This is a genomic window from Pseudomonas sp. AM8, assembly GCF_036346475.1.
Taxonomy (GTDB): domain Bacteria; phylum Pseudomonadota; class Gammaproteobacteria; order Pseudomonadales; family Pseudomonadaceae; genus Aquipseudomonas; species Aquipseudomonas marginalis.
On record NZ_JAOTNX010000016.1, the window covers coordinates 40266 to 59822 of the forward strand.

The following is a 19557-nucleotide window of genomic DNA, read 5'->3' on the forward strand; positions in this document are numbered from 1 at the left end:
AGCCAAATCAGAAGTTCACGCCGAAGCTGAGGGCGAGGAAGTCGCGGTCGGTCAGGGTGTTGTAGTCGCCGCCAAAGAAGTCGGTGTAGCTGAGGCTGGCGGTGTAGGTGCTGCGATAGTCCGCATCCACGCCGACGCTGAGGGCCTTGGCGCCTTTATTGAAGATCCCGTTGGGCCCGTAGCCGGCCACGTCATGGGACCAGGACAAGTTGGGCTTGAGGTTCACCCCGGCAATCGCATTGTTGTAGTCGAGGATCGCCCGTGCGCGGTAGCCCCAGGAAGTGGAGGTGACGAAACCGTCGGTGTCCCCCTGGAAACCGTAGGCGCCATACACCGAGTCGCGGCCGTAACGCAGCTTGGATTTGTCTTCCAGGCCGGCCACATGCACAACGGCGGCTTCGCCCACCAGGGTCAGGCGTTCAGCGCCCAGTACCTGGTCGAAGAACTGGGTCATGGTGCTTTGGATCTGGGTGATTTCCTTGCGGCGGTAGCCCTTGTTGTCACTGCCGAAATTGCTGCGGATAGGCGAGGCCAGTTGGCCGGCGATCGGGTTGATAAGGGACAGGGTCAGGTCGGTGGAATTCAACTGCACCGGGGCATTGGGCCGGTAGCTGATTTCCCCGGTCCACGCTGTGCCGGTAGGCAAGGTTGTGGAGAAGCTCGCGCCGAACAGGCGAATGTCTTCCGGGTACTCGAGGTAGTACTGTCCACGGCCGAGCATGGTGCTCTGGGCCAGGGCCGAACCGAAGCCCGCCGGAGCAGCCGCCGCGATACCACCGATGGTCGCCAGATTGGTGTTGGCGGTAATCGTGCCCACAGTCGGCGTACGGCTGTGGTAGTTCATGAAATACAGGCCGTACTCCGTGTCATCGCCCAGCCAGCGCAAGGCTGCACCGAATTGGCCGGAGTCCCGTGCATCGCGATCACCGGCACGCTGCACCACCACACCTTCGCGGGTCACCACAAAGCCTTGGCCGCGAGCCGCTGCGATCGGTTGGAGCGGAGCAATCGCCGGACTACCCACCGTGTAGTTGCCGGTGCAGCCATCCGCCGCCACGTCATTGCCAAAGAAGGTGCCGCAGTTATCCAGCACCGTCTGGTCCCACTCCAGCTGGTAGAAGCCTTCCACGGTCAGTTGGTTGGTCAGGCTCTGGGACGCGAACAGCATGTTGACCGGGATCAGCCCTTCCTTGATCTCGGCACCGGGCCGACGGAACGCCGACACGTCAATCGGGTTGATGCTGTTGATGGAGTTGCCGATGAAGGTACTTTCGCCCCAACTGACCACCTGCTTGCCGGCACGCACGGTGCCCGGCAGGTCGCCCAGGGAGTAGTTGTGGTAGACGAACGCATCGAGGATCTGCGCGCCGCTGGACTTGGCGCCTTCCTTGCGGTTGTGGTCGCTGATCTGCTTGAACTCGCGGTCTTCGTCCTTGAGTTCGAAGTCGTACCAGTATTTGCCGCGCACGAACACACCGGTATCGCCGTATTTCAGCTCCAGGTCATGCAGGCCTTTGAAGATCTTGGAGAAGGTCTCGCCCTTCTTGAAGTTGAGACGCCCGTCATCCCCCGTGGAAGCCTGGCCCGTGCCGCCATTGACGGTGCCCACGAGCTTTTTATCGGCATCGCGCATGCCCCAGCTCGAGCCGACCGACAGCGAGGAGTCGAATTGCCCTTCGATCTCGCCAATGTTGAAGGAAACAGCCTGTGCCTGGGCACAGCAACCCAACGCAACCGCAGCGGCCAGCGCCTGTGGCGTGAAGATGGCGCGCATTGTTGTTTTTGTCATGCGTCTTCCCCGGTGAGTGACAGAAGGCCTCACCCTACTGCCGCGCATCAGGAGCGATAAGCGCACCAAGGAGGGATTCGCTCTATCGCTCGAAAGGATGACAAGCCGCTCTGGCCGGGGTGTGGGCGGGCCCATGGATTGGGTGGATGGCGGGTTATCAGGGGAATGGATGGCTCGCCCTCAAACTGTTGCGCTTTCAGTAACAGTCCTTGTCATGAATCGGGATTACTCATTTTGTAACAACCGACTATTCTTGCCTCGCTTTCAGGGCAAACAGCCCGTTTCCCCATCGGGAAGAACAGCCAGACTCGAATGGATTGATGCCTTTTTTCAATCTGTTACCCGTGTTCACTGACGTTGATTTGTCGCTCCTTGATCCAACGTCTGACTTCAGCCGCTGCGTTTGCAGCGGCTTTTTTTTGCCTGAAATAAAACGGGGCGCCATCAGCGCCCCGTGGGATTCAAGCTTTTTCAAGCAACGATCACAGGCTGTACTTCTGCAAGTTCGCCATCATCTCCTTCAACGCTTCGATGTTGTCGTTGGGGTGGGCTGCGCCTTCAAAGTCGCAGATCTGCGCCCAATGCGCCGCCACATCATCGGGGGAGAACCCGGCTTCAGGGTCGAAGCCCACGCCCAGGCTGCGCTCCCAGCGGGTCTTGCCGATCCAGCCGCCACCGACCTCGAACAGCCCGGACGTTTCCTGGCACGCTTCGCTGCCCAGGTACACCACCAGCGGGCTGACCAGTTCCGGCTTGAGGCGCTCGAACACTTGCGGCGGGATCAGGCCTTCGGTCATGCGCGTACCGCCGGTAGGGGCAATCGCATTGACCAGGATGTTGTTCTTGCGCCCTTCCAGGGCCAGGGTGCGGGTCAGTCCGTACAGCCCGAGCTTGGCCATGCCGTAGTTGGACTGGCCGAAATTGCCGTAGATGCCCGAGGTAGACGCAGTGAAGATCACCCGGCCGTAGCCTTGCTCACGCAGGTAAGGCCAGGCGGCGCGGGTGACTTTGTAGGCACCTTCGACATGCACGCGGTAAACCAGGTCCCAGTCGGCGTCGTCCATTTTGTGGAAGGTTTTGTCACGCAGGATGCCGGCGTTGTTGACCACTACGTCGATGCGACCGAAAACGTCGAGGGCGTTCTGGACGATCTTGTCACCGTCGGTGACAGAGTCATGGTTGGCCTCGGCGACACCGCCCGCAGCACGAATCACGGCCACCACTCGGTCGGCGGCGGACGCATTGGCGCCCTCGCCCTGGGTAGAGCCGCCGAGGTCGTTGACCAGGACCTTGGCCCCGTGCCTGGCGAACAGCAGCGCATGGGCCCGGCCCAATCCGCCGCCGGCACCGGTAACGATCACGACCTTATCCTGGAACTGCACTGACTCACTCATACCGAACTCCGCTGGCGACAATGGGAATGGTTCGAGTGTCCGGCAACGCGCCTGCGGTCACAATAAATACGGCGGAGGCTGAATGGTGCTCGATAAGGCTGGGGGATGATGACTCGTCTCTCTGTAGGAGCGAGCTTGCTCGCGAAAAATCCCAGAGCGCCGCGTGGTGTCAGGACTCCCGCGTTATCGTTGACGATTTTCGCGAGCAAGCTCGCTCCTACAGAAAAGGATTCGGGATCAGGAATAGGCCACTTGCGAGGCCGGCTGCCCGAGCCGATCACGAAAGGCCTGGTAGTGCCTGAGCACCTGCACCGGCGCCTCGATCTGCGGGTAGTGGCCGATATTGGCCAGCAACACCGTGTCGGCGTCGGGCACCAGTTGCTGGTAACGCTCGACCATATGCGCACCGGAGATCGGGTCAACTTCGCCGTCGATCACCCGCAACGGCACTTCGCCGCGCTGCATGGCGGCGACCCAGCGGTCACGCAGGCGACGGCGCTGGGGGACGTAGGCGATCAATTTGTGCAGGATGCGCGTGCCGTCGTTGCAGTTGATCAGGCTCCAGAAGTCATCCAGGGCACTTTCACTGGGACGGGTGTCGGGGCCGAATATCTGGCCGAAGCTGTCAGACAGGGCACTTCGCCCGAAGGTGCGGCCGATCATCCAGCCGAGGGGGCTGAGCAAGAGTTTTTGCACCAGCGCCAGGCGATGGGTTTCGGGGAACAACCCGCCATTGAGGAACACACAGCTGGCCATCTCAAACCGGCCTTCGTAGTGCCGGGCCAGGAGTTCCTGGGCGACGCTATCACCGTAGTCGTGGGCCAACACATGCACCGGCTGTTCCACTCGCAAGTGTTCGAGCAGGGCCTGTTGCAAGTCCGCCTGTTCCAGCAGGCAGTAATCGTGGTCCAGCGGCTTGGCCGAGTCACCGAAGCCGAGCATGTCGCAGGCGATCACCAAGTGCCGCTGGGCCAGGGGTTGCCATAGGTAATGCCAGTCCCAACTGGCCGTGGGGAAGCCATGGATCAGCAGCAGCGGTTCGCCCTGCCCGGCCACCCAATAGCGAAGGGTACGGCCGCGAAAGACGAAATCCTGGCCACGCTTGCGCCAGGCTCTGAGCGGGATCTCGGCGAGTGGCATCAGCTGTTATACCCAGGGGCTTGCAGGTCCAATTTGCGCAGCAAGGCCGGCCAGGCCAGCGCGCCGCCCATGCCTTGGGCGCTCTTTGTGACCGCCGCCGCCATCGCCTTGGCGCCGGCCAGAATCTGCGGCCCGATGGCGATCAATTCGGCGCCGCCGCTCTGCGCCAGCACCTGAATATCGCAGGCGCGCTGGAAGGTGAACATCATCAGAAAGGTGTCGGCGATGGTACTGCCGCAGGTCAGCAGGCCATGGTTGTGCAGCATCAGGAAACTGTTATCACCGAGGTCGGCCTGCAAGCGGGCTTTTTCTTCGTGGTTCAAGGCCACGCCTTCGTAGGCGTGATAGGCCAGGCTCGACAGCACGAATAGCGATTGCTGGCTGATGGGCAACACGCCCTGCTTCTGTGCAGCGACGGCCACACCCGCGGCGGTATGGGTGTGCAACACGCACGTCACATCGTGGCGCACTTCATGGATGGCACTGTGGATGGTGTAGCCCGCCGGATTGATTTCGTAGGGGCTGTCCATCAGTTTGTTGCCGGCCTGATCGACCTTGACCAGGCTGGACGCGGTGATCTCGTGGAACATCAGCCCATACGGGTTGATCAGGAAATCATCGGTGCCCGGCACCTTGGCCGAGATATGGGTGAAGATCAGGTCATCCCAGCCATGCAGCGCCACCAGGCGATAGCAGGCTGCCAGGTCGACGCGGGTCTGCCATTCGGCAGCGCTGACCTGGTCTTTGACATTCTGCGGCGATAGAACGGGGGCTAGGCTCACGGCGATGACCTCCTTGGCGCACTGTCTTATTGTTGTTTTTTTGTGTGATGGGCCAGTCTAGTCAGACCTCATGGCCGCCGGAGTTGCCTTGGCAGCCAGCTTGATGACCGAGCGGGTCAGTTCAGAGAATAGTTGAAATTTGTTTAAAGCGCGTCAGAGAAGCGCCGCCAGAAAAGGCACGGCAAACAGGTTGAGCAACCCCGTCAACACCATCACCAGGCCGGCGACCGAGCCCTCTTCGCCGCCCACTTCATGGGCGCGGCTGACACCCGCACCGTGGGCGCCCACGCCAAACAACGCGCCACGTGCCAGGGGTGTCCGCAGCGGCAGCCATTTGAGCAATACACCACCGAGCATGGCGCCGAACACACCGGTGAACATCACGAACACCGCCGTCAGCTCCGGCACGCCGCCCAGGTCGGAAGACACCGGCATGGCGAACGGTGTGGTGATCGAGCGCGGCACCAGCGACAGCGTCACCGCACCGTCCAGCGCCAGTGCCTTCGCCAGGCCGAACGAAGTCGCGATCGACGCCACACTGCCCGCCACCATACCCAGCAGCAACGCCGGCCAGTGCCGCGCCAGCAAGCGGCGCTGCTGCCAGATCGGCACGGCAAACGCCACGGTCACCGGGCCCAGCACCAGCATCAGCCAGTGGGTGTCGGTGGCGTATTCGGCATAGGCGGTGTGCATCGGCACGGCCACCGCCAACAACAATGCCGGCACCAGGATCAGCGGCGACAGCAGGTAGCGCCCGGTACGCCGGTAGAGCCAGCGGCTGAATACGTAGGCGCCCAGGGTCAAGGCGAGCCAGAACACCGGCATCAGTTCAAGCTTCATGGCGCAACCTCCAGCGGCACACGGCTTCCACCGTAAATGCCGTGACCAGCATCACCGCCAGCGTGCTCAAGCCGATCACCAACAGGATGCGCCAGCCATCGTTGCGCAGCAGGCCGCCGTAATCGAGCAGGCTCATCAGGGCCGGGATGAAGAACAGCAGCATCTCGGCCATCAACACCCCGGCGCCCAATTGCAGTGCCGCCGGCTTGACCAGGCCGCTGGCGAACGTTGCCAGCAACAGGCCCAAGCCCACCACGCCACCGGGAATGGGCCAGGCCAGCCAGGTCGCCAACTGGGTGCCCAGCAGATAAATCGCGAGCAGCACAACCAATTCAGTCAGCAAACGGCCAAGGTGTTTGAAGGAAAAACGTTTCATGGGCTTTGGGTCCTCGCAGGCCCCCATTTTAGAGCGCGGCCTTCCATCCCCACAGCGAATTGTTAGACTGCCAACCATTCCAAACTGGAATCAGGCCGATGGAATTCAAACAGCTGCGCAGCTTTGTCGAAGTGATCCACCGAGGGGGCTTTACCCAGGCAGGGAAAACCCTGCATATCAGCCAGTCCGCCGTCAGCAAGCAAGTCGCGCAATTGGAGCAAAGCCTGGGCACGCCGCTGCTCGATCGTATCGGCTCGCAGATCCGCCTGACCGCCGCCGGCCAGGTCGTGCTGCAACGCGCCGAAGCCATGTTGCGCCTGCAAGCCGAACTGCTGAGCGAGCTGGACGATATGCAGCAGCTCACCCGCGGCGAGTTGCGCCTGGGCCTGCCGCTGCTGGCGGGTGACACGCTGTTCGCCGGGTTGTTTGCCGAGTACCGCCGGCGCTACCCGAACGTCATCATCCAGTTGCTGGAGGGTGGCAGCCGCAATATCGAACAGGCCATCCTGAGCGGTGAGCTGGAAGTGGGCGGCAGCTTGAAACCCAATGACCCGGCGTTTGCCTGGCAAGCCTTTTGCGATGAACCCCTGGACGCACTGCTGCCGATTGACCATCCCCTGGCGGACAACGCCCAGGTGCGCCTTGAGGAATTGGCGGACACGCCGTTCCTGATGTACCAGCGCAGCTTTGTGCTTAACGACCGCCTGATGCAGGCGTGTCAGCAGTTGGGTTTTACCCCGAAGGAAATCGGCCGCAGCGGCCAGGCGGACTTCCTCGCAGCCTTGGTGGCCGCCGGCCAAGGCGTGGTGCTGCTGCCCAGCGTGGTCGCCCGTGGGCTGGTGCGACCTGGGGTGGTGCGCCTGACGTTGAAGGCGCCCGACTACCTGCGCTGGGACATTGCCTTTATCTGGCGTGAGGGCGCCTACCTGTCGAAAGCCGCCCAGGCCTGGCTGGCGTTGTTACGCGAGTTTCCGGTCAAGCGCGCAGTGCAGTGACCAGCTCGGCCAGCCATGGCTCGGCGTCGGCTTCCGGGGTGACGCTTTCGCTGGCGTCCAGGCGCAGCATCGGCAGCACTTCACGCACACCCAACTCGCCGAACAGCTCGCGCATTTGCTCGCCACCGCCACAGAAGGTGTCGCCGTAGCTGGCATCGCCCAGGCCGATCACTGCGCCGGGCAGGCCGCGCCAAGCGGCGGGCAGTTGGTCGCGAATGGTTGAATACAGGGGTTGCAGGTTGTCGGGCAATTCGCCCATGCCGGTGGTGGAGGTCACCGCCAGAAAGGCTTGCGGACTGAAGGCTATTACATCCGCCAAGGTCGCACGGGGATTGTGCCAGGCCTCAAAGCCGGCCTTGTTGAGGAGGTCGGCGGCGTGGCGCGCGACTTCTTCAGCCGTGCCGTACACCGAGCCGGAAAGGATGGCGACTTTCATCAATCTGATCCTGTAGTTGAGCGAAAGCCTGGGATATTAGCAGCTGGCGCAAATATTTCGGCGCCCGCCGTGCAAGATTCAAGGCATGTCTTAAACTGCCCACTCCAATCACAAGCCATGGACCGCTCAATGATTAACGCCAAGCTGATGCAAATGGTGATCAACGCTTCCAACGACGGCATCGTCGTCGCTGAAAGAGAAGGCAAGGACAAGCCGCTGATCTACGTGAACCCTGCATTCGAACGGCTGACCGGCTACACCCTCGACGAAATCCTCTACCAGGATTGCCGCTTCCTGCAATCCGGCGACCGCGACCAGCCGGCCCTGATGGCCATCCGTGACGCGTTGGAGAACGGCGGTGCCTGCCGGGAAACCCTGCGTAATTACCGCAAGGACGGCAGCCACTTCTGGAACGAACTGTCCCTTTCAACGGTTTACAACGCCGCGGACAAGCAGACGTATTTCGTCGGTGTACAAAAGGACGTCACGCTCCAGGTCAAGGCCCAGCAGCGTGTCGCGCAGCTGGAAAGTGAACTGGCCGAGGTCAAGGCCGAGCTGGCAGCGCTCAAAGCGACAAGCGGATTAAACAAAATTTAGAAACTGCGGCCATAACAGCGGATAATGGCACTTTAACACCCCTCCATTGAGCAAGCACGATGCAACGCAATGCGCTTCTGACCCAGGATGAGCTGGATTTCATTCAGAGCATGCAGCACAACCCGCAACTCAACCTGCGGGATGCTTCGTCGAGCCTGACCGTCAACGGCGGTGCACAGATTCGCGACTTGCTCACCCGCCTGGCCGCCCACGACCACCTCACCATCCAGGCGCAGTTCGACAACCAGCAACTGACCTTCCCCCTGCATCTGGTAGAGGATGAGTTCAATGCGGTGCATCTGCGTTTGGGCGTGCCGAGTATTTTCGAAGACGGGCCAATGATACGCCCGTGGCGCCTGGCGCTTGAAACGCCGGTGGCGCTGGAGAACATCCGTGGCGCTGCTGGCGCCCTGCGGGTGCATGAAGTGTCATTCAAGGGTGTGCTGGTGGAGATTCGCGGCCGGATCAAGCCGCCAAAAACCTTTTCCCTGTGGTTCAGCCCGTCGGGCTACGAACGCATCGCGCTGCGCGGCGCATTCGAGCGGGAAACGGCGCGGGGTTTGTTTGCCTACCGCTTGAGCCAAAGCGACGTGGATGAAACCGAGCGTCTGCGTCAGTTCATCCTGCACCAGCACCGCCTGGTCCACCCGCACATGCATGCCTGAAATCAGGTATCCAGCGCGCCGCTGAGAAACTGTTGCAAGCGCCGCCGCATCAAGCGACCTTCATTGCTCAGGCAGCCGATGGACGTGCCGGCCAGGCCGTCCTCGGCAAGATCCGACGCCGCACCTGCAAGCAGCAGCGGGCAATCCAGGGTCAACGCCAAGCGGTTCAAGCGCCCCGCAAGATCATGGTTATGCGAGTAATTGGAGAAGAGGATCAGCGCCTGTGGGTGAGTCTTCTCGCAGACCAGCGTCAACTCGTCAAACGGCTGTCCCATGCCCAGCACTTTCACGGCCAGGTCATCCCGGCTCATCAAGAGCGCCGCCACCAGCAACTCCAACTTGCGGCACTCACCCGCCATGGCCGCCAGCAATACCCGCGGCACGGGTGAAGCACACGCCAGTTGCAGGCGCTCCAAGGCACGTACTCGCAGGAAGTTGTCGAAGAACAACCACTCGCTGGCCTGGCCAAAACGCCCCTGATGACGCAACAGCTCATTCCACAGGGGCATCAGAATGTCCTGGAACACCACGTCGAGTGGGTAGGTCGCCAGGACCTGCCCATACACACGCTCCAGTTGACGGTCGTCGAAGTCGCTGACGGCCTGCATCAACCGCGTCTGCCACTGCGGCCATTCACTTTCCTCGACCGCATCGCGCTGCGCACGAACGGCTTCGGCCTGCTGATCGTCGCGAGCGAGGATCTTGCCCACTTTGCTCACGGCGACGCCGCGCTCGATCCAATCGAGAATACGATGGACTGCCTGTATATCGACCTTGGAATAGAGGCGATGCCCACTTTCGGTGCGCGTGGGCTGTATCAGCCCATAACGGCGCTCCCAGGCACGCAGGGTGACCGGATTGACGCCTGTCAATCTCGAGACTTCACGGATCGGAAACAGCTCATCGGAACCAGTGGAATCCAGATGCGAAACACTATCAAGCGAAGCAGTAATCACGGGCATTTTTAACCAAAAAACCAACGTCAACTGGGCGCTCATTTAACCCCTTTACACCTGTCTTTTTCAAGTTTCCCGCTTTTCGGACCAATGTCGCTGGTGTATTCGGGTAAAACAGGAATAATCCTTGCCTGCTTTTTACACGTCGCTGCAACACCCCGCAGCTTCGTCTGTGCGCCACCTACACGGTCCAGTGCACCCGTACATTTGGAGATACACAATGTCTACCTCTCCCGTCACCTTGATGGTTGCGCGCCGCGTGGCCAAAGGGCGCTATAAAGAACTGATGGCCTGGCTGCGCGAAGGCGAGCAATTGGCCACCGACTTCCCCGGTTACCTGGGCTCCGGCGTGCTGGCCCCACCGCCCAATGACGATGAATTCCAGATCATTTTCCGCTTCGCCGATGAGAAGACCCTGCACGCCTGGGAGTTTTCCGCCTCACGCAGTGCGTGGTTGAGCCGTGGCAGCGATTTGTTCGCCGACCCGTCCGAGCACCGTGTACGGGGCATCGATGGCTGGTTTGGCGCAGCGGGTGCGCGTCCGCCACGCTGGAAGCAGGCGGTGGCGATCTGGCTGGCGTTTTTCCCGGTGTCGCTGCTGTTCAACTTCGTCCTGGGGCCGCTGCTCAGTGAACTCGAGCTGGGGCCACGTGTGCTGGTCAGCACAATGGCACTCACGCCCTTGATGGTGTACTGGTTCATTCCGCTGTCGACACACCTGCTGGCGAACTGGCTGCACCCAGCGCCAGCACCTCGCAAGGCCTCCGAAGCGGCGGCGTAAGTACAGGGGCGGCCCGTCGCTGGTATGATTTGCGCCTGCCAGCGACGCGAGCCTCCCATGACTGCAACGAACGCCCCGATCCTGATCACCGGCGCCGGCCAGCGTGTCGGCCTGCATTGCGCCGAGCGCCTGCTGGACGAAGGCCAGCCGGTGATTTTCAGCTACCGCAGCGAACGCCCCGGCGTGCAGGCCCTGCGTGAGCGTGGCGCAGTCGGCGTGTTTGCCGACTTCTCCACCGAAGCCGGAATTCTCGCGTTTATCGCTGAACTGAACAGCCAAACCCAAAGCCTGCGTGCGATCATCCACAACGCTTCGGCCTGGGTCGCAGAGGCGCCGGGCGACGAAAGCCGTGCCTTTACCGACATGTTCAGCGTGCACATGCTTGCGCCGTACCTGATCAACCTGCATTGTTCACCCTTGCTGCAACGCTCGACACCTGCCGACATCGTGCATATCAGCGATGACGTGGTGCGCAAGGGCAGCCGCCAGCACATCGCCTACTGCGCCACCAAGGCCGGGCTCGAGAGCCTCACGCTGTCGTTCGCCACGCAGTTTGCGCCGCTGATCAAGGTCAACGGCATCGCCCCGGCGATGGTGATGTTCAACGAAGGCGACGACGCGGCCTATCGCACCAAGGTGCTGGCCAAGTCGGCCCTGGGCATCGAGCCTGGTCCCGAGGTGATCTACCAGAGTGTGCGTTACCTGCTGGACAACCCCTATGTCACCGGTACCACCCTGACCGTCAACGGCGGGCGGCATATCAAGTAAGCCGTTTGTGAGGATGTTGTATGACCTTATCTCTGCCCCACCATTACCGCGAGATCCTCAAGGGCCTGGGCGAAGACCCGGAACGCGAAGGCTTGCTCGACACCCCCAAGCGTGCCGCCAAGGCCATGCAGTACCTGTGTCATGGCTATGAACAGAACCTCGAGGAAATCGTCAATGGCGCACTGTTCGCCTCCGACAACGACGAGATGGTGATCCTCAAGGACATCGAGCTGTATTCGCTGTGCGAGCATCACCTGCTGCCCTTTATCGGCAAGGCCCACGTGGCCTATATTCCGACCGGCAAGGTGCTGGGCCTGTCGAAGCTGGCGCGTATCGTCGACATGTTCGCCCGGCGCCTGCAGATCCAGGAAAACCTCACCCGGCAAATCGCCGACGCCATCCAGGACGTGACCCAGGCCGCCGGTGTGGCCGTGGTGATCGAAGCCAAGCACATGTGCATGATGATGCGCGGCGTGGAAAAACAGAATTCAACCATGAACACCTCGGTGATGCTCGGCGCGTTCCGCGAGTCGAACACCACGCGCATGGAGTTCCTGCAACTGATTGGACGGAGCAAGTAGCAATGCCACAACTTCAACCAGGCATGGCGCGCATCCGGGTCAAGGACCTGTGCCTGCGCACCTTCATCGGTATCAATGAGGACGAAATCCTCAACAAGCAGGATGTGCTGATCAACCTGACCATCCTGTATGCCGCCCAGGAAGCCGTGCGCGACAACGACATCGACCACGCGCTGAACTACCGCACCATCACCAAGGCCATCATCGCCCACGTGGAAGGCAACCGCTTTGCCTTGCTGGAGCGCCTGACCCAGGAACTGCTGGACCTGGTGATGAGCAACGAATCGGTGCTGTACGCCGAAGTCGAAGTGGACAAGCCCCATGCGCTGCGCTTTGCCGAGTCGGTGTCGATTACCCTGGCGGCCAGCCGCTAACCCCTGAATTGTCAGTGAGCCCTATGAACGATCAACAACGCCTCGAACTCGAAGCCGCCGCCTTCCGCCGCCTGGTGGCGCACCTGGACAGCCGCAAGGATGTGCAGAATATCGACCTGATGAACCTCGCCGGTTTCTGCCGTAACTGCCTGTCCAAGTGGTACAAGGCCGAGGCCGACGAGCGCCAGATCGGGCTGAGCCTCGATGACGCCCGTGAAGTGGTGTACGGCATGCCGTACGCCGAGTGGAAAGCCCAATACCAGCAAGAAGCCAGCGCCGAACAACAGGCGGCGTTCGCCAAAGGAAAGACCCATGACTGATTTGAACACCCTGCGCGCCAGCCTCGACAGCGGCGCACACGTTTTTGCCGACACCCTGGCGTTTGTCGCTGCCGGTTACGATTACCAGCCGCAGGCCTTCACCAACGGCGATGTGGAAAACGCTGCCGGGCAGAACGAAGGTTCGTGCAAGACCTTGGGCCTGGCGCTGCTGGAAGGCTTGAGCGACCAGGAAGCGCTGCTGGCGTTTGGCGAGCATTACCGCTCGGTGGTGGCCACGCCTGAGGGCAGTGACCATGGCAATATCCGCGCGTTGATTGCCCATGGGTTGGCAGGTGTGAAATTCGCCGCCCAGCCACTGACCCGCAAATCCTGAGTCAGATGCAAATGTGAGAGAGGGCTTGTCCCTCCCAGATTTAAATTGCACCCATAAAAAAACCGGCCTCGCAGCCGGTTTTTTTATTTCAACAATTTAGAACGCAGCGTCCTTCAAACCGTCGAGGTAACGCTCGGCGTCCAGGGCCGCCATGCAACCGGCGCCGGCCGAGGTGATGGCCTGGCGGTAGACGTGGTCGGCCACGTCGCCGGCAGCGAAGATGCCTTCGATGTTGGTCGCGGTGGCGTTGCCTTCACGACCGCCTTGCACCACCAGGTAACCGTCTTTGGCTTCCAGCACGCCTTCGAACAACGATGTGTTCGGGGTGTGGCCGATGGCGATGAACACGCCGTCGACTTTCAGCTCGTCGAAGCTGCCGTCGTTGTTTTTCAGGCGAGCACCGGTCACACCCATGTTGTCGCCCAGGACTTCATCCAGGGTGGCGTTGAGCTTGAGGATGATCTTGCCTTCGGCGACACGGGCGTGCAGCTTGTCGATCAGGATCTTCTCGGCGCGGAACGTCTCGCGACGGTGAACCAGGGTCACGGTGCTGGCGATGTTGGCCAGGTACAGCGCCTCTTCCACGGCCGTGTTGCCGCCACCGACCACGGCGACCGGCTTGTTGCGGTAGAAGAACCCGTCACAGGTGGCGCAAGCGGAAACGCCCTTGCCCATGAACGCTTCTTCCGATGGCAAGCCCAGGTAACGAGCGCTGGCGCCAGTGGCGATGATCAGTGCGTCGCAGGTGTAGACGCCGCTGTCGCCGGTCAGGCTGTAAGGTTTTTTCGAGAAGTCGACCTTGTTGATGTGATCAAACACGATCTCGGTTTCAAAGCGCTCGGCGTGTTCTTTCATACGTTCCATCAGCACCGGACCGGTCAGGCCGTGGACATCGCCCGGCCAGTTGTCGACTTCAGTGGTGGTGGTCAACTGACCGCCCGCCTGCATGCCGGTTATCAGCAGCGGCTTGAGGTTGGCCCGGGCAGCGTAGACGGCAGCGCTGTAACCGGCAGGGCCGGAACCGAGAATAATCACTCGCGAATGACGGGTATCAGACATGACTCACTCCTATCGACCGCCCGGACTACAAGACGGCTGGAATAAAAAAGGGACCACGAAGCACTTGGGGAAGGCTTTAACTCGCAGGCCCTGAAAAATAATGGGTGCAGCGTATCGAGGGGGGCAAGATTAAGGAAATACGGAATAACAATCCAGCTCATAGGCGGTCTCTATGCAGTCAGGCCGATTAATCGACGCCTTTGTTACCGTTGATGTCGTCACACCGACCACGCTTTCGCCTTGAAGGCAAAGCCGGTAAGGTCGGCGCGTTCGTCATCCTGCTCGGAGTTCTCCATGCCCGCCCCTGTTCTTTCCGGCCCGCAATACCTGCGTGAAGGCCTCAAACTGGTGCTGAGCCCCGGCCTGCGCCTGTTTGTGTTGCTGCCGCTGGCGATCAACCTGGTGCTGTTCGTCGGCTTGATCTACTTTGCCGGCCATCAGTTCAGCCTGTGGGTCGACCACTTGATGCCGACCCTGCCCGGCTGGCTGAGCTTTCTGAATTACCTGCTATGGCCGCTGTTTGTGGTGCTGGTGGTGCTGATGGTGTTTTTCACCTTCACCATGCTCGCCAATATCATCGCGGCACCGTTCAACGGCTTTCTTTCCGAGAAAGTCGAAGTGGTGGTACGGGGTACCGATGACTTCCCGGCCTTCAGCTGGGGCGAACTGATTGAAATGGTTCCGCGTACCCTGGCCCGGGAAATGCGCAAGCTGGGCTACTTCCTGCCACGGGCCATCGGCCTGTTTATCCTGTCGTTCATTCCGGTGGTCAACCTGATCGCCGCGCCACTGTGGTTGCTGTTCGGCGTGTGGATGATGGCGATCCAATACATCGACTACCCGGCCGATAACCACAAGCTGGGCTGGAACGAAATGCTCGCCTGGCTGCGCCAGAAGCGCTGGCAGAGCATGAGCTTCGGCGGCATCGTCTACCTGGTGCTGCTGGTGCCGGTGGTCAACCTGTTGATGATGCCGGCCGCAGTGGCTGGGGCGACGTTGTTCTGGGTACGCGAACAAGGTGCCGAGGCGATGGCGCGCCCAAGGTGATCCAGTCATAAATCCATCGAACAACCGCTTTCGACCGCTTGTCTGAACAGCCCTTTCCCAGCCCACTGATACACAAGGCTGGTACATATGGCACTGATAGCACAACCATTCCGGCACCCCGACTCTGGTATCTATTACCTAAGGCGCAGGGTGCCAGATGACATACGACCGGTGATTGGCAGAACTGAAATTCGCCGCTCGCTGAATACACGGAATCACCACGAAGCGAAGGCAGCCTTTGCGCTTGCATACGCTGAGTCAGAGCGCTTTTTCCATCAGGTACGCAACGACAATTCTGTCCCAGTCGGAATTCCGCTCTGTAACGCCTTCTCCATGACGAACTGCGCCCATACAAAACCTGAATACGAAACCGCCAGTTCAACCAAACCCAACGCCATCAGGCTCTCAGAAACATTTCTTCGGTATACGGAATCAATAGGACTAGCGAGCAAACCTGCTCACGTGATCCGACGCCACACTGTTGACTATAAAAGGGCGGTTGATAGGTTCATCGCCCTGGTGGCAGACCACAACATTGCTGAAATCGGGCCAAAGCACATCCAAGACTTTGCGGAGAAGCTAACTAAATCATTTGTAAAACACAGCAACACGCCGCTGGCCACATCATCGATTCGGCTCATTATTGCCCGACTTTCATCTGTCTTTTCTTATGCAGTTGATACAGGACTGATGGCGCATAATCCCGTAAGCACATCGCGCATCAACAAGCGACTAGGGTCATCGAAACCGAAGAGGATGCTCGACGATGACAAGGGTTATGAATGGAATGAGTTAATCAAAATTTTCAGTCAACCCGAGTTCAAAGCTCTACGACATACAACGGGCCGACCTGGTAATGCGCTGTTTTGGTTACCAATAATCGCAGCCTACACCGGTGCGAGGCGCGAAGAAATTAGCCAATTGTATGTATGTGACTTACGACAAGACACCAAAGGGCAATGGTTTATGCGGATCGATGATGACAAACCAGACAAGTCCGTCAAGACCGAAGGAAGCCGACGCGATATTCCTCTGCATGATGACCTGCTTACCCTAGGTATACTGGAGCTGGTAGCCGGTAAGGACCGGGAATCCCGCTTATTTCCCCAATTGGTAAAGGTATCCGATGGCTTTGCGGGCATCGTTTCCAAAGCGTGGCGTCCAATGGTTATCCGTTGGGGTGTGTATCGAAAAGGTCGCCATCCCCTTCACGGTTTCCGGCATACATTCAAGACGCTTGCCCGAGAATACGGGATCGCGAAAGAAGTTTCTGACTGGATTACCGGCCACGCGTCTGGACACATTGGTGATAGCTATGGCATTAATCCATTGTCACGAATGTCCGAAGAAATCCGGAAACTACCGAGCATTGCGAAAGCAGCAGGTCTGTTACCCACCGCTGAAGAGATCACAAGCGAAAAGGGTAATTCAGATCAATTTCGTTTGACGAAGGACGTGCCAACTAATCACATAGAATAATTTTATAGAATAAGGCTTTGGACTTTCCCAAAGCCTTGCACACCATGACTTTGATGCAACTACAACTCACAAAACAAGGTCCCCACCGAGCAATACATCCAAACATTTGATGCAATTCACCCTCAACCTTACCTAAACACAAAGCCTTACAGATAAGTGCTAGTTATCAACCAATCAAAATTCATCCTAGCCAATGTTTATCAAGGCCCAAACTCGTGCAAAGATGGTGACAAGCAATCACGCTTTCATCTGAATTCAAAATGAACAAAACTATTCACATCGCTTTATCTCGACCCGGGACGGGTAAAACTCACAACGCGTGCCGAGTCGTTCCTCAGTGGCTGGCTACCGGCAAACAAGTGTTATTTGTGGTACCAACGATATCTCTCGCGGATGAAGTTTTCAAAAAACTATGCGCCCTCGGGCTTACACCATTGAAAATTGATAGCGGAGATGGAGTTGCTGCAATTGCAACATTAAACAAAAGCCTTGACCCTACCGAAGCTAACAATCTGATCGTATGTCAACAGGCAGCATTCCACCAGTGTAGAACCAATCACCTAAAGAACTGGATCGCGATTGTTGACGAGTTACCGACTCCAGTAAGGCCACAAGCTAACAAGGTAAAGAGTTCCCAGTTATCAGCATTACAATACCTTGACGTTGGCTTGTGCGGCCGCGTGACAATCAAATCAGGTTGCACAAAAAAAGTAGAAGATGAGCTGCGTGCATTTAATACAAACTCAAACGGTGCCGGACCGACATCATTGCTATCGAAGGATGCCCTCCAAATATACGAAGCAGCACTTGCTCGCCAAGAGATTTTCATTTCGAACGAAGATGATTCAAAGTATTCCCTAGTATACTTTGCTGATGAAGCTGGTTTTTTCGACAGATTCAAGCACTGCCGTGAAGTACATCTACTTACTGCTACATGGACTGGATCGCTTTTTGAGTGGTTCGCAAACGCACATGGCTTTAACTACCAAAAATCGAGCCTGACACCACACAAACCATCGAAACACAGAAAGAAAATCACAATTTACCCTATGCTGACATCAGATCAGTGTAGCAAGTCGGTTTTGAACTCCCCTTACAAACCAGAGAATGCAAACCAAGTAGTCGAAACAGGAACCCGCAACATTCAAGTTATTGCCGACTTAGTTTCCGAAATAGTTGATCCTGGTCGTCAATGCCTGGTATTCGTACAAGACTGGGCAAAACTTGACTACAAGAACAATTTAATTAAATGCAATATGGATAGCCGTGGGTTAAATCTTTGGTCGCACGTACACGATGCATTATGCATGTTTCACGGAAACCACGTCACCATTGCCACAAAGTGCTTGATGCAATTGGCTGAAAAATATAACCAGTCCTATGAATCACTGCGTAATGCATGGACGCAAACGTACCTGTTCGATGCAACGCTTCAAAACGTATACCGCTGCTCGTTACGAGACCAAACGTCCACCGCAGACGTGATTCTTTACGTTCAAACCTACGAAGTGGCCGAATATTTGATCAACACGTATCTGGAAGGTGCAGTCATTGATATGAAATATGCACGTACATACAGAAAGCTTGAAGCCCCAGGGCCAAAGCCTGAACCGGGTAAATCCGAAGCAATGCGTTTGCTGGCAACTGGTTTGAAGCCTGCCATCGTTGCAAAACGCACTGAAATTTCAGTAAACACAATATACAACTACAATAAAGAGCGAAAACAGACCAGCATGAAAATTAGTTCGGCCACTCAGAATTAGTTAATTCTCTTATAATCTTTAAAGGGATCATACTAAAAATCAAAAACATCCATTCGCGCAGCGAATAATTCGGGCGCGTAGCGAACGAATTCGTTAACCGACTTTAGATTCTAAATGTATACTGCCTGATCCCTTGCAGGGCAAGGGATACTCCGCTTCGCGTCGTATGTTTGATTATACAATCAATACTTTCAACCATACTCCAGCAACGTTCTAGCAACGTTCTGCATCAACCAACCCTGTACAAGCCTCTAGATCAATTTAGGAGTTGATCTAGGTCAAACCGCCACGGGTTACCCCGAAATCGTTTTCGGCCTCCAAAACGCCGTATAATCGTTCATGGCGCATGCTCCGCATTGCACGCTCGTCACCTCGCATGCAGTTCCAGAATATCGATCATCTAATACAACATCCAAGTATCAATTCAGTGAACTTCCGTAAAAACCGATCCAATCCTTAGCAATCACAAGCTAAACTTTGCAAGCTCGTAAATACATTCAAAACAGATCAGTTTTGGGTCTCCTTTCACAAAGCCAAATCTTCTGGCGTAAATGTCATTTGAAATGATCGGTACTTGAGTGTATCAATAGGTTTCATTTCCTGCATTTCAGTCAGTCGCCCAATGTTCTTGACTGCTGCTACTGCTGATTTATCAAATGCCAAGTCACCACTGGATTTCGCTACGTCAACTGATGTGACAGTACCATCTGGACTGATGCTGATTTGCAGTTCAACGACCATTTCCTGCCTTACAGATGGCGGCCGTGACCAGCCCTCGGAAGCTCTGGACTTAATAAGTTCGTCAAAGTGAGCAGCCAGATCAGGATATTGTAGTTTGATGGATATAGGTGTTGGTATAGGTGCGGTATTCGGCTGTCTGACTGGCTGTTTTACGATTTTCTTATTAGTAGTTAACCGTTCAATAACTAGCGTTCCGTACATATCTGTACCTACCACACGAACAAACTGCCCTTGTAGTTTTCGCCCATTGAAATCGCCTTCTTGCTGTTTGACCGCAACCCTCAAATTGTCACGCCCTCCCAATATGTAACAAAGGCCATCACCGCACGCAGTTATTGCG

At 57.7% G+C, this 19557-nt stretch carries 21 protein-coding genes and 1 pseudogene; 12 read left to right on the forward strand and 10 right to left on the reverse strand.

Annotated elements, in window-relative coordinates; genetic code table 11:
* Nucleotides 1-7: 7 nt before the first annotated feature.
* The 6 genes from V3W40_RS29825 to V3W40_RS29850 all read right to left on the reverse strand — a co-directional run bounded on the left by V3W40_RS29825 (nt 8) and on the right by V3W40_RS29850 (nt 6321).
* Nucleotides 8-1789 carry a DUF1302 domain-containing protein gene (locus V3W40_RS29825; protein ID WP_315872546.1) on the reverse strand — a complete coding sequence of 594 codons (1782 nt, stop codon included), beginning with the start codon at nt 1787-1789 and terminating at the stop codon, nt 8-10.
* A gap of 482 nt (nt 1790-2271) precedes the next feature.
* A complete protein-coding gene (locus tag V3W40_RS29830; protein WP_330216214.1) occupies nt 2272-3183 on the reverse strand; it encodes an SDR family oxidoreductase in 912 nt (303 codons plus the stop codon).
* Between the two features lie 237 nt (nt 3184-3420).
* Nucleotides 3421-4323 carry an alpha/beta fold hydrolase gene (locus V3W40_RS29835; RefSeq protein WP_330216215.1) on the reverse strand — a complete coding sequence of 301 codons (903 nt, stop codon included), beginning with the start codon at nt 4321-4323 and terminating at the stop codon, nt 3421-3423.
* Nucleotides 4323-5105 (reverse strand): class II aldolase/adducin family protein, encoded by a 783-nt coding sequence (locus V3W40_RS29840; RefSeq protein ID WP_330216216.1) that lies wholly within the window; start codon nt 5103-5105, stop codon nt 4323-4325. The genes V3W40_RS29835 and V3W40_RS29840 overlap by 1 nt, the downstream gene beginning before the upstream one ends.
* A 153-nt stretch (nt 5106-5258) precedes the next feature.
* Nucleotides 5259-5945, reverse strand: coding sequence for an LrgB family protein (locus V3W40_RS29845; protein ID WP_065947207.1), 687 nt, complete (start codon nt 5943-5945; stop codon nt 5259-5261).
* Nucleotides 5935-6321, reverse strand: coding sequence for a CidA/LrgA family protein (locus tag V3W40_RS29850; protein WP_065926023.1), 387 nt, complete (start codon nt 6319-6321; stop codon nt 5935-5937). Before V3W40_RS29850 ends, V3W40_RS29845 begins: the two co-directional genes overlap by 11 nt.
* Before the next feature lie 98 nt (nt 6322-6419).
* Here V3W40_RS29850 and V3W40_RS29855 point away from each other — a divergent pair, with 98 nt between their 5' ends.
* A complete protein-coding gene (locus tag V3W40_RS29855) occupies nt 6420-7316 on the forward strand; it encodes a LysR family transcriptional regulator (RefSeq protein ID WP_065925983.1) in 897 nt (298 codons plus the stop codon).
* Here V3W40_RS29855 and V3W40_RS29860 read toward each other — a convergent pair.
* Complete coding sequence (locus V3W40_RS29860) at nt 7297-7752, reverse strand: flavodoxin (protein ID WP_065925982.1); 456 nt, start codon at nt 7750-7752, stop codon at nt 7297-7299. The genes V3W40_RS29855 and V3W40_RS29860 overlap by 20 nt on opposite strands.
* A 129-nt stretch (nt 7753-7881) precedes the next feature.
* Between V3W40_RS29860 and V3W40_RS29865 the strand changes: the two genes are divergently transcribed.
* Entirely contained in the window at nt 7882-8349 is a 468-nt protein-coding gene (locus V3W40_RS29865; RefSeq protein WP_065925981.1) for a PAS domain-containing protein, read from the forward strand.
* 59 nt (nt 8350-8408) lie between these two features.
* Nucleotides 8409-9014, forward strand: coding sequence for a hypothetical protein (locus V3W40_RS29870; RefSeq protein WP_065925980.1), 606 nt, complete (start codon nt 8409-8411; stop codon nt 9012-9014).
* Nucleotides 9015-9016: 2 nt separating this feature from the next.
* On the opposite strand, the gene V3W40_RS29875 is transcribed toward V3W40_RS29870, so the two are convergent.
* Nucleotides 9017-9976 (reverse strand): MerR family transcriptional regulator, encoded by a 960-nt coding sequence (locus tag V3W40_RS29875; RefSeq protein ID WP_330216217.1) that lies wholly within the window; start codon nt 9974-9976, stop codon nt 9017-9019.
* Between the two features lie 214 nt (nt 9977-10190).
* Here V3W40_RS29875 and V3W40_RS29880 point away from each other — a divergent pair, with 214 nt between their 5' ends.
* The 6 genes from V3W40_RS29880 to V3W40_RS29905 are packed head-to-tail and all read left to right on the forward strand — an operon-like array spanning nt 10191 to nt 13128.
* A complete protein-coding gene (locus V3W40_RS29880) occupies nt 10191-10751 on the forward strand; it encodes an antibiotic biosynthesis monooxygenase (protein WP_137212839.1) in 561 nt (186 codons plus the stop codon).
* 57 nt (nt 10752-10808) lie between these two features.
* Entirely contained in the window at nt 10809-11519 is a 711-nt protein-coding gene (gene folM / locus V3W40_RS29885; protein WP_065925977.1) for a dihydromonapterin reductase, read from the forward strand.
* Between the two features lie 20 nt (nt 11520-11539).
* Nucleotides 11540-12100, forward strand: a complete 561-nt coding sequence (gene folE, locus V3W40_RS29890; protein WP_025858052.1) for a GTP cyclohydrolase I FolE — start codon at nt 11540-11542, stop codon at nt 12098-12100.
* Between the two features lie 2 nt (nt 12101-12102).
* Entirely contained in the window at nt 12103-12474 is a 372-nt protein-coding gene (folX, locus tag V3W40_RS29895; protein WP_003194073.1) for a dihydroneopterin triphosphate 2'-epimerase, read from the forward strand.
* Nucleotides 12475-12497: 23 nt separating this feature from the next.
* Nucleotides 12498-12794 (forward strand): DUF1244 domain-containing protein, encoded by a 297-nt coding sequence (locus V3W40_RS29900; protein WP_330216218.1) that lies wholly within the window; start codon nt 12498-12500, stop codon nt 12792-12794.
* Complete coding sequence (locus tag V3W40_RS29905) at nt 12787-13128, forward strand: HopJ type III effector protein (RefSeq protein WP_065925976.1); 342 nt, start codon at nt 12787-12789, stop codon at nt 13126-13128. The genes V3W40_RS29900 and V3W40_RS29905 overlap by 8 nt, the downstream gene beginning before the upstream one ends.
* 96 nt (nt 13129-13224) lie before the next feature.
* Here the strand turns inward: V3W40_RS29905 and trxB are convergent, their stop codons facing one another.
* Nucleotides 13225-14187 carry a thioredoxin-disulfide reductase gene (trxB, locus tag V3W40_RS29910; protein WP_025858049.1) on the reverse strand — a complete coding sequence of 321 codons (963 nt, stop codon included), beginning with the start codon at nt 14185-14187 and terminating at the stop codon, nt 13225-13227.
* 294 nt (nt 14188-14481) lie between these two features.
* Between trxB and cysZ the strand changes: the two genes are divergently transcribed.
* From cysZ to V3W40_RS29925, 3 genes are all read left to right on the forward strand, one after another.
* Nucleotides 14482-15234, forward strand: a complete 753-nt coding sequence (gene cysZ / locus V3W40_RS29915; RefSeq protein WP_330216219.1) for a sulfate transporter CysZ — start codon at nt 14482-14484, stop codon at nt 15232-15234.
* A gap of 87 nt (nt 15235-15321) precedes the next feature.
* The gene (locus V3W40_RS29920; RefSeq protein ID WP_158683648.1) at nt 15322-16713 is read left to right on the forward strand and encodes a site-specific integrase; all 1392 of its coding nucleotides are present in this window, start codon (nt 15322-15324) and stop codon (nt 16711-16713) included.
* A gap of 260 nt (nt 16714-16973) precedes the next feature.
* Entirely contained in the window at nt 16974-18476 is a 1503-nt protein-coding gene (locus V3W40_RS29925) for a hypothetical protein (RefSeq protein WP_330216220.1), read from the forward strand.
* Between the two features lie 525 nt (nt 18477-19001).
* On the opposite strand, the pseudogene V3W40_RS29930 reads toward V3W40_RS29925, so the two are convergent.
* Nucleotides 19002-19292: pseudogene (locus tag V3W40_RS29930) on the reverse strand (energy transducer TonB family protein); the annotation flags it as partial.
* Nucleotides 19293-19557: the final 265 nt, after the last annotated feature.

Bases quoted from the DNA above. Each gene is read 5' to 3' on its own strand.
- V3W40_RS29825 (WP_315872546.1), bottom strand. From the start codon at position 1,789: ATGACAAAAACAACAATGCGCGCCATCTTCACGCCACAGGCGCTGGCC.
- V3W40_RS29830 (WP_330216214.1), bottom strand. From the start codon at position 3,183: ATGAGTGAGTCAGTGCAGTTCCAGGATAAGGTCGTGATCGTTACCGGT.
- V3W40_RS29835 (WP_330216215.1), bottom strand. From the start codon at position 4,323: ATGCCACTCGCCGAGATCCCGCTCAGAGCCTGGCGCAAGCGTGGCCAG.
- V3W40_RS29845 (WP_065947207.1), bottom strand. From the start codon at position 5,945: ATGAAGCTTGAACTGATGCCGGTGTTCTGGCTCGCCTTGACCCTGGGC.
- V3W40_RS29850 (WP_065926023.1), bottom strand. From the start codon at position 6,321: ATGAAACGTTTTTCCTTCAAACACCTTGGCCGTTTGCTGACTGAATTG.
- V3W40_RS29855 (WP_065925983.1), top strand. From the start codon at position 6,420: ATGGAATTCAAACAGCTGCGCAGCTTTGTCGAAGTGATCCACCGAGGG.
- V3W40_RS29860 (WP_065925982.1), bottom strand. From the start codon at position 7,752: ATGAAAGTCGCCATCCTTTCCGGCTCGGTGTACGGCACGGCTGAAGAA.
- V3W40_RS29865 (WP_065925981.1), top strand. From the start codon at position 7,882: ATGATTAACGCCAAGCTGATGCAAATGGTGATCAACGCTTCCAACGAC.
- V3W40_RS29870 (WP_065925980.1), top strand. From the start codon at position 8,409: ATGCAACGCAATGCGCTTCTGACCCAGGATGAGCTGGATTTCATTCAG.
- V3W40_RS29875 (WP_330216217.1), bottom strand. From the start codon at position 9,976: ATGCCCGTGATTACTGCTTCGCTTGATAGTGTTTCGCATCTGGATTCC.
- V3W40_RS29880 (WP_137212839.1), top strand. From the start codon at position 10,191: ATGTCTACCTCTCCCGTCACCTTGATGGTTGCGCGCCGCGTGGCCAAA.
- folM (WP_065925977.1), top strand. From the start codon at position 10,809: ATGACTGCAACGAACGCCCCGATCCTGATCACCGGCGCCGGCCAGCGT.
- folE (WP_025858052.1), top strand. From the start codon at position 11,540: ATGACCTTATCTCTGCCCCACCATTACCGCGAGATCCTCAAGGGCCTG.
- folX (WP_003194073.1), top strand. From the start codon at position 12,103: ATGCCACAACTTCAACCAGGCATGGCGCGCATCCGGGTCAAGGACCTG.
- V3W40_RS29900 (WP_330216218.1), top strand. From the start codon at position 12,498: ATGAACGATCAACAACGCCTCGAACTCGAAGCCGCCGCCTTCCGCCGC.
- V3W40_RS29905 (WP_065925976.1), top strand. From the start codon at position 12,787: ATGACTGATTTGAACACCCTGCGCGCCAGCCTCGACAGCGGCGCACAC.
- trxB (WP_025858049.1), bottom strand. From the start codon at position 14,187: ATGTCTGATACCCGTCATTCGCGAGTGATTATTCTCGGTTCCGGCCCT.
- cysZ (WP_330216219.1), top strand. From the start codon at position 14,482: ATGCCCGCCCCTGTTCTTTCCGGCCCGCAATACCTGCGTGAAGGCCTC.
- V3W40_RS29920 (WP_158683648.1), top strand. From the start codon at position 15,322: ATGGCACTGATAGCACAACCATTCCGGCACCCCGACTCTGGTATCTAT.
- V3W40_RS29925 (WP_330216220.1), top strand. From the start codon at position 16,974: ATGAACAAAACTATTCACATCGCTTTATCTCGACCCGGGACGGGTAAA.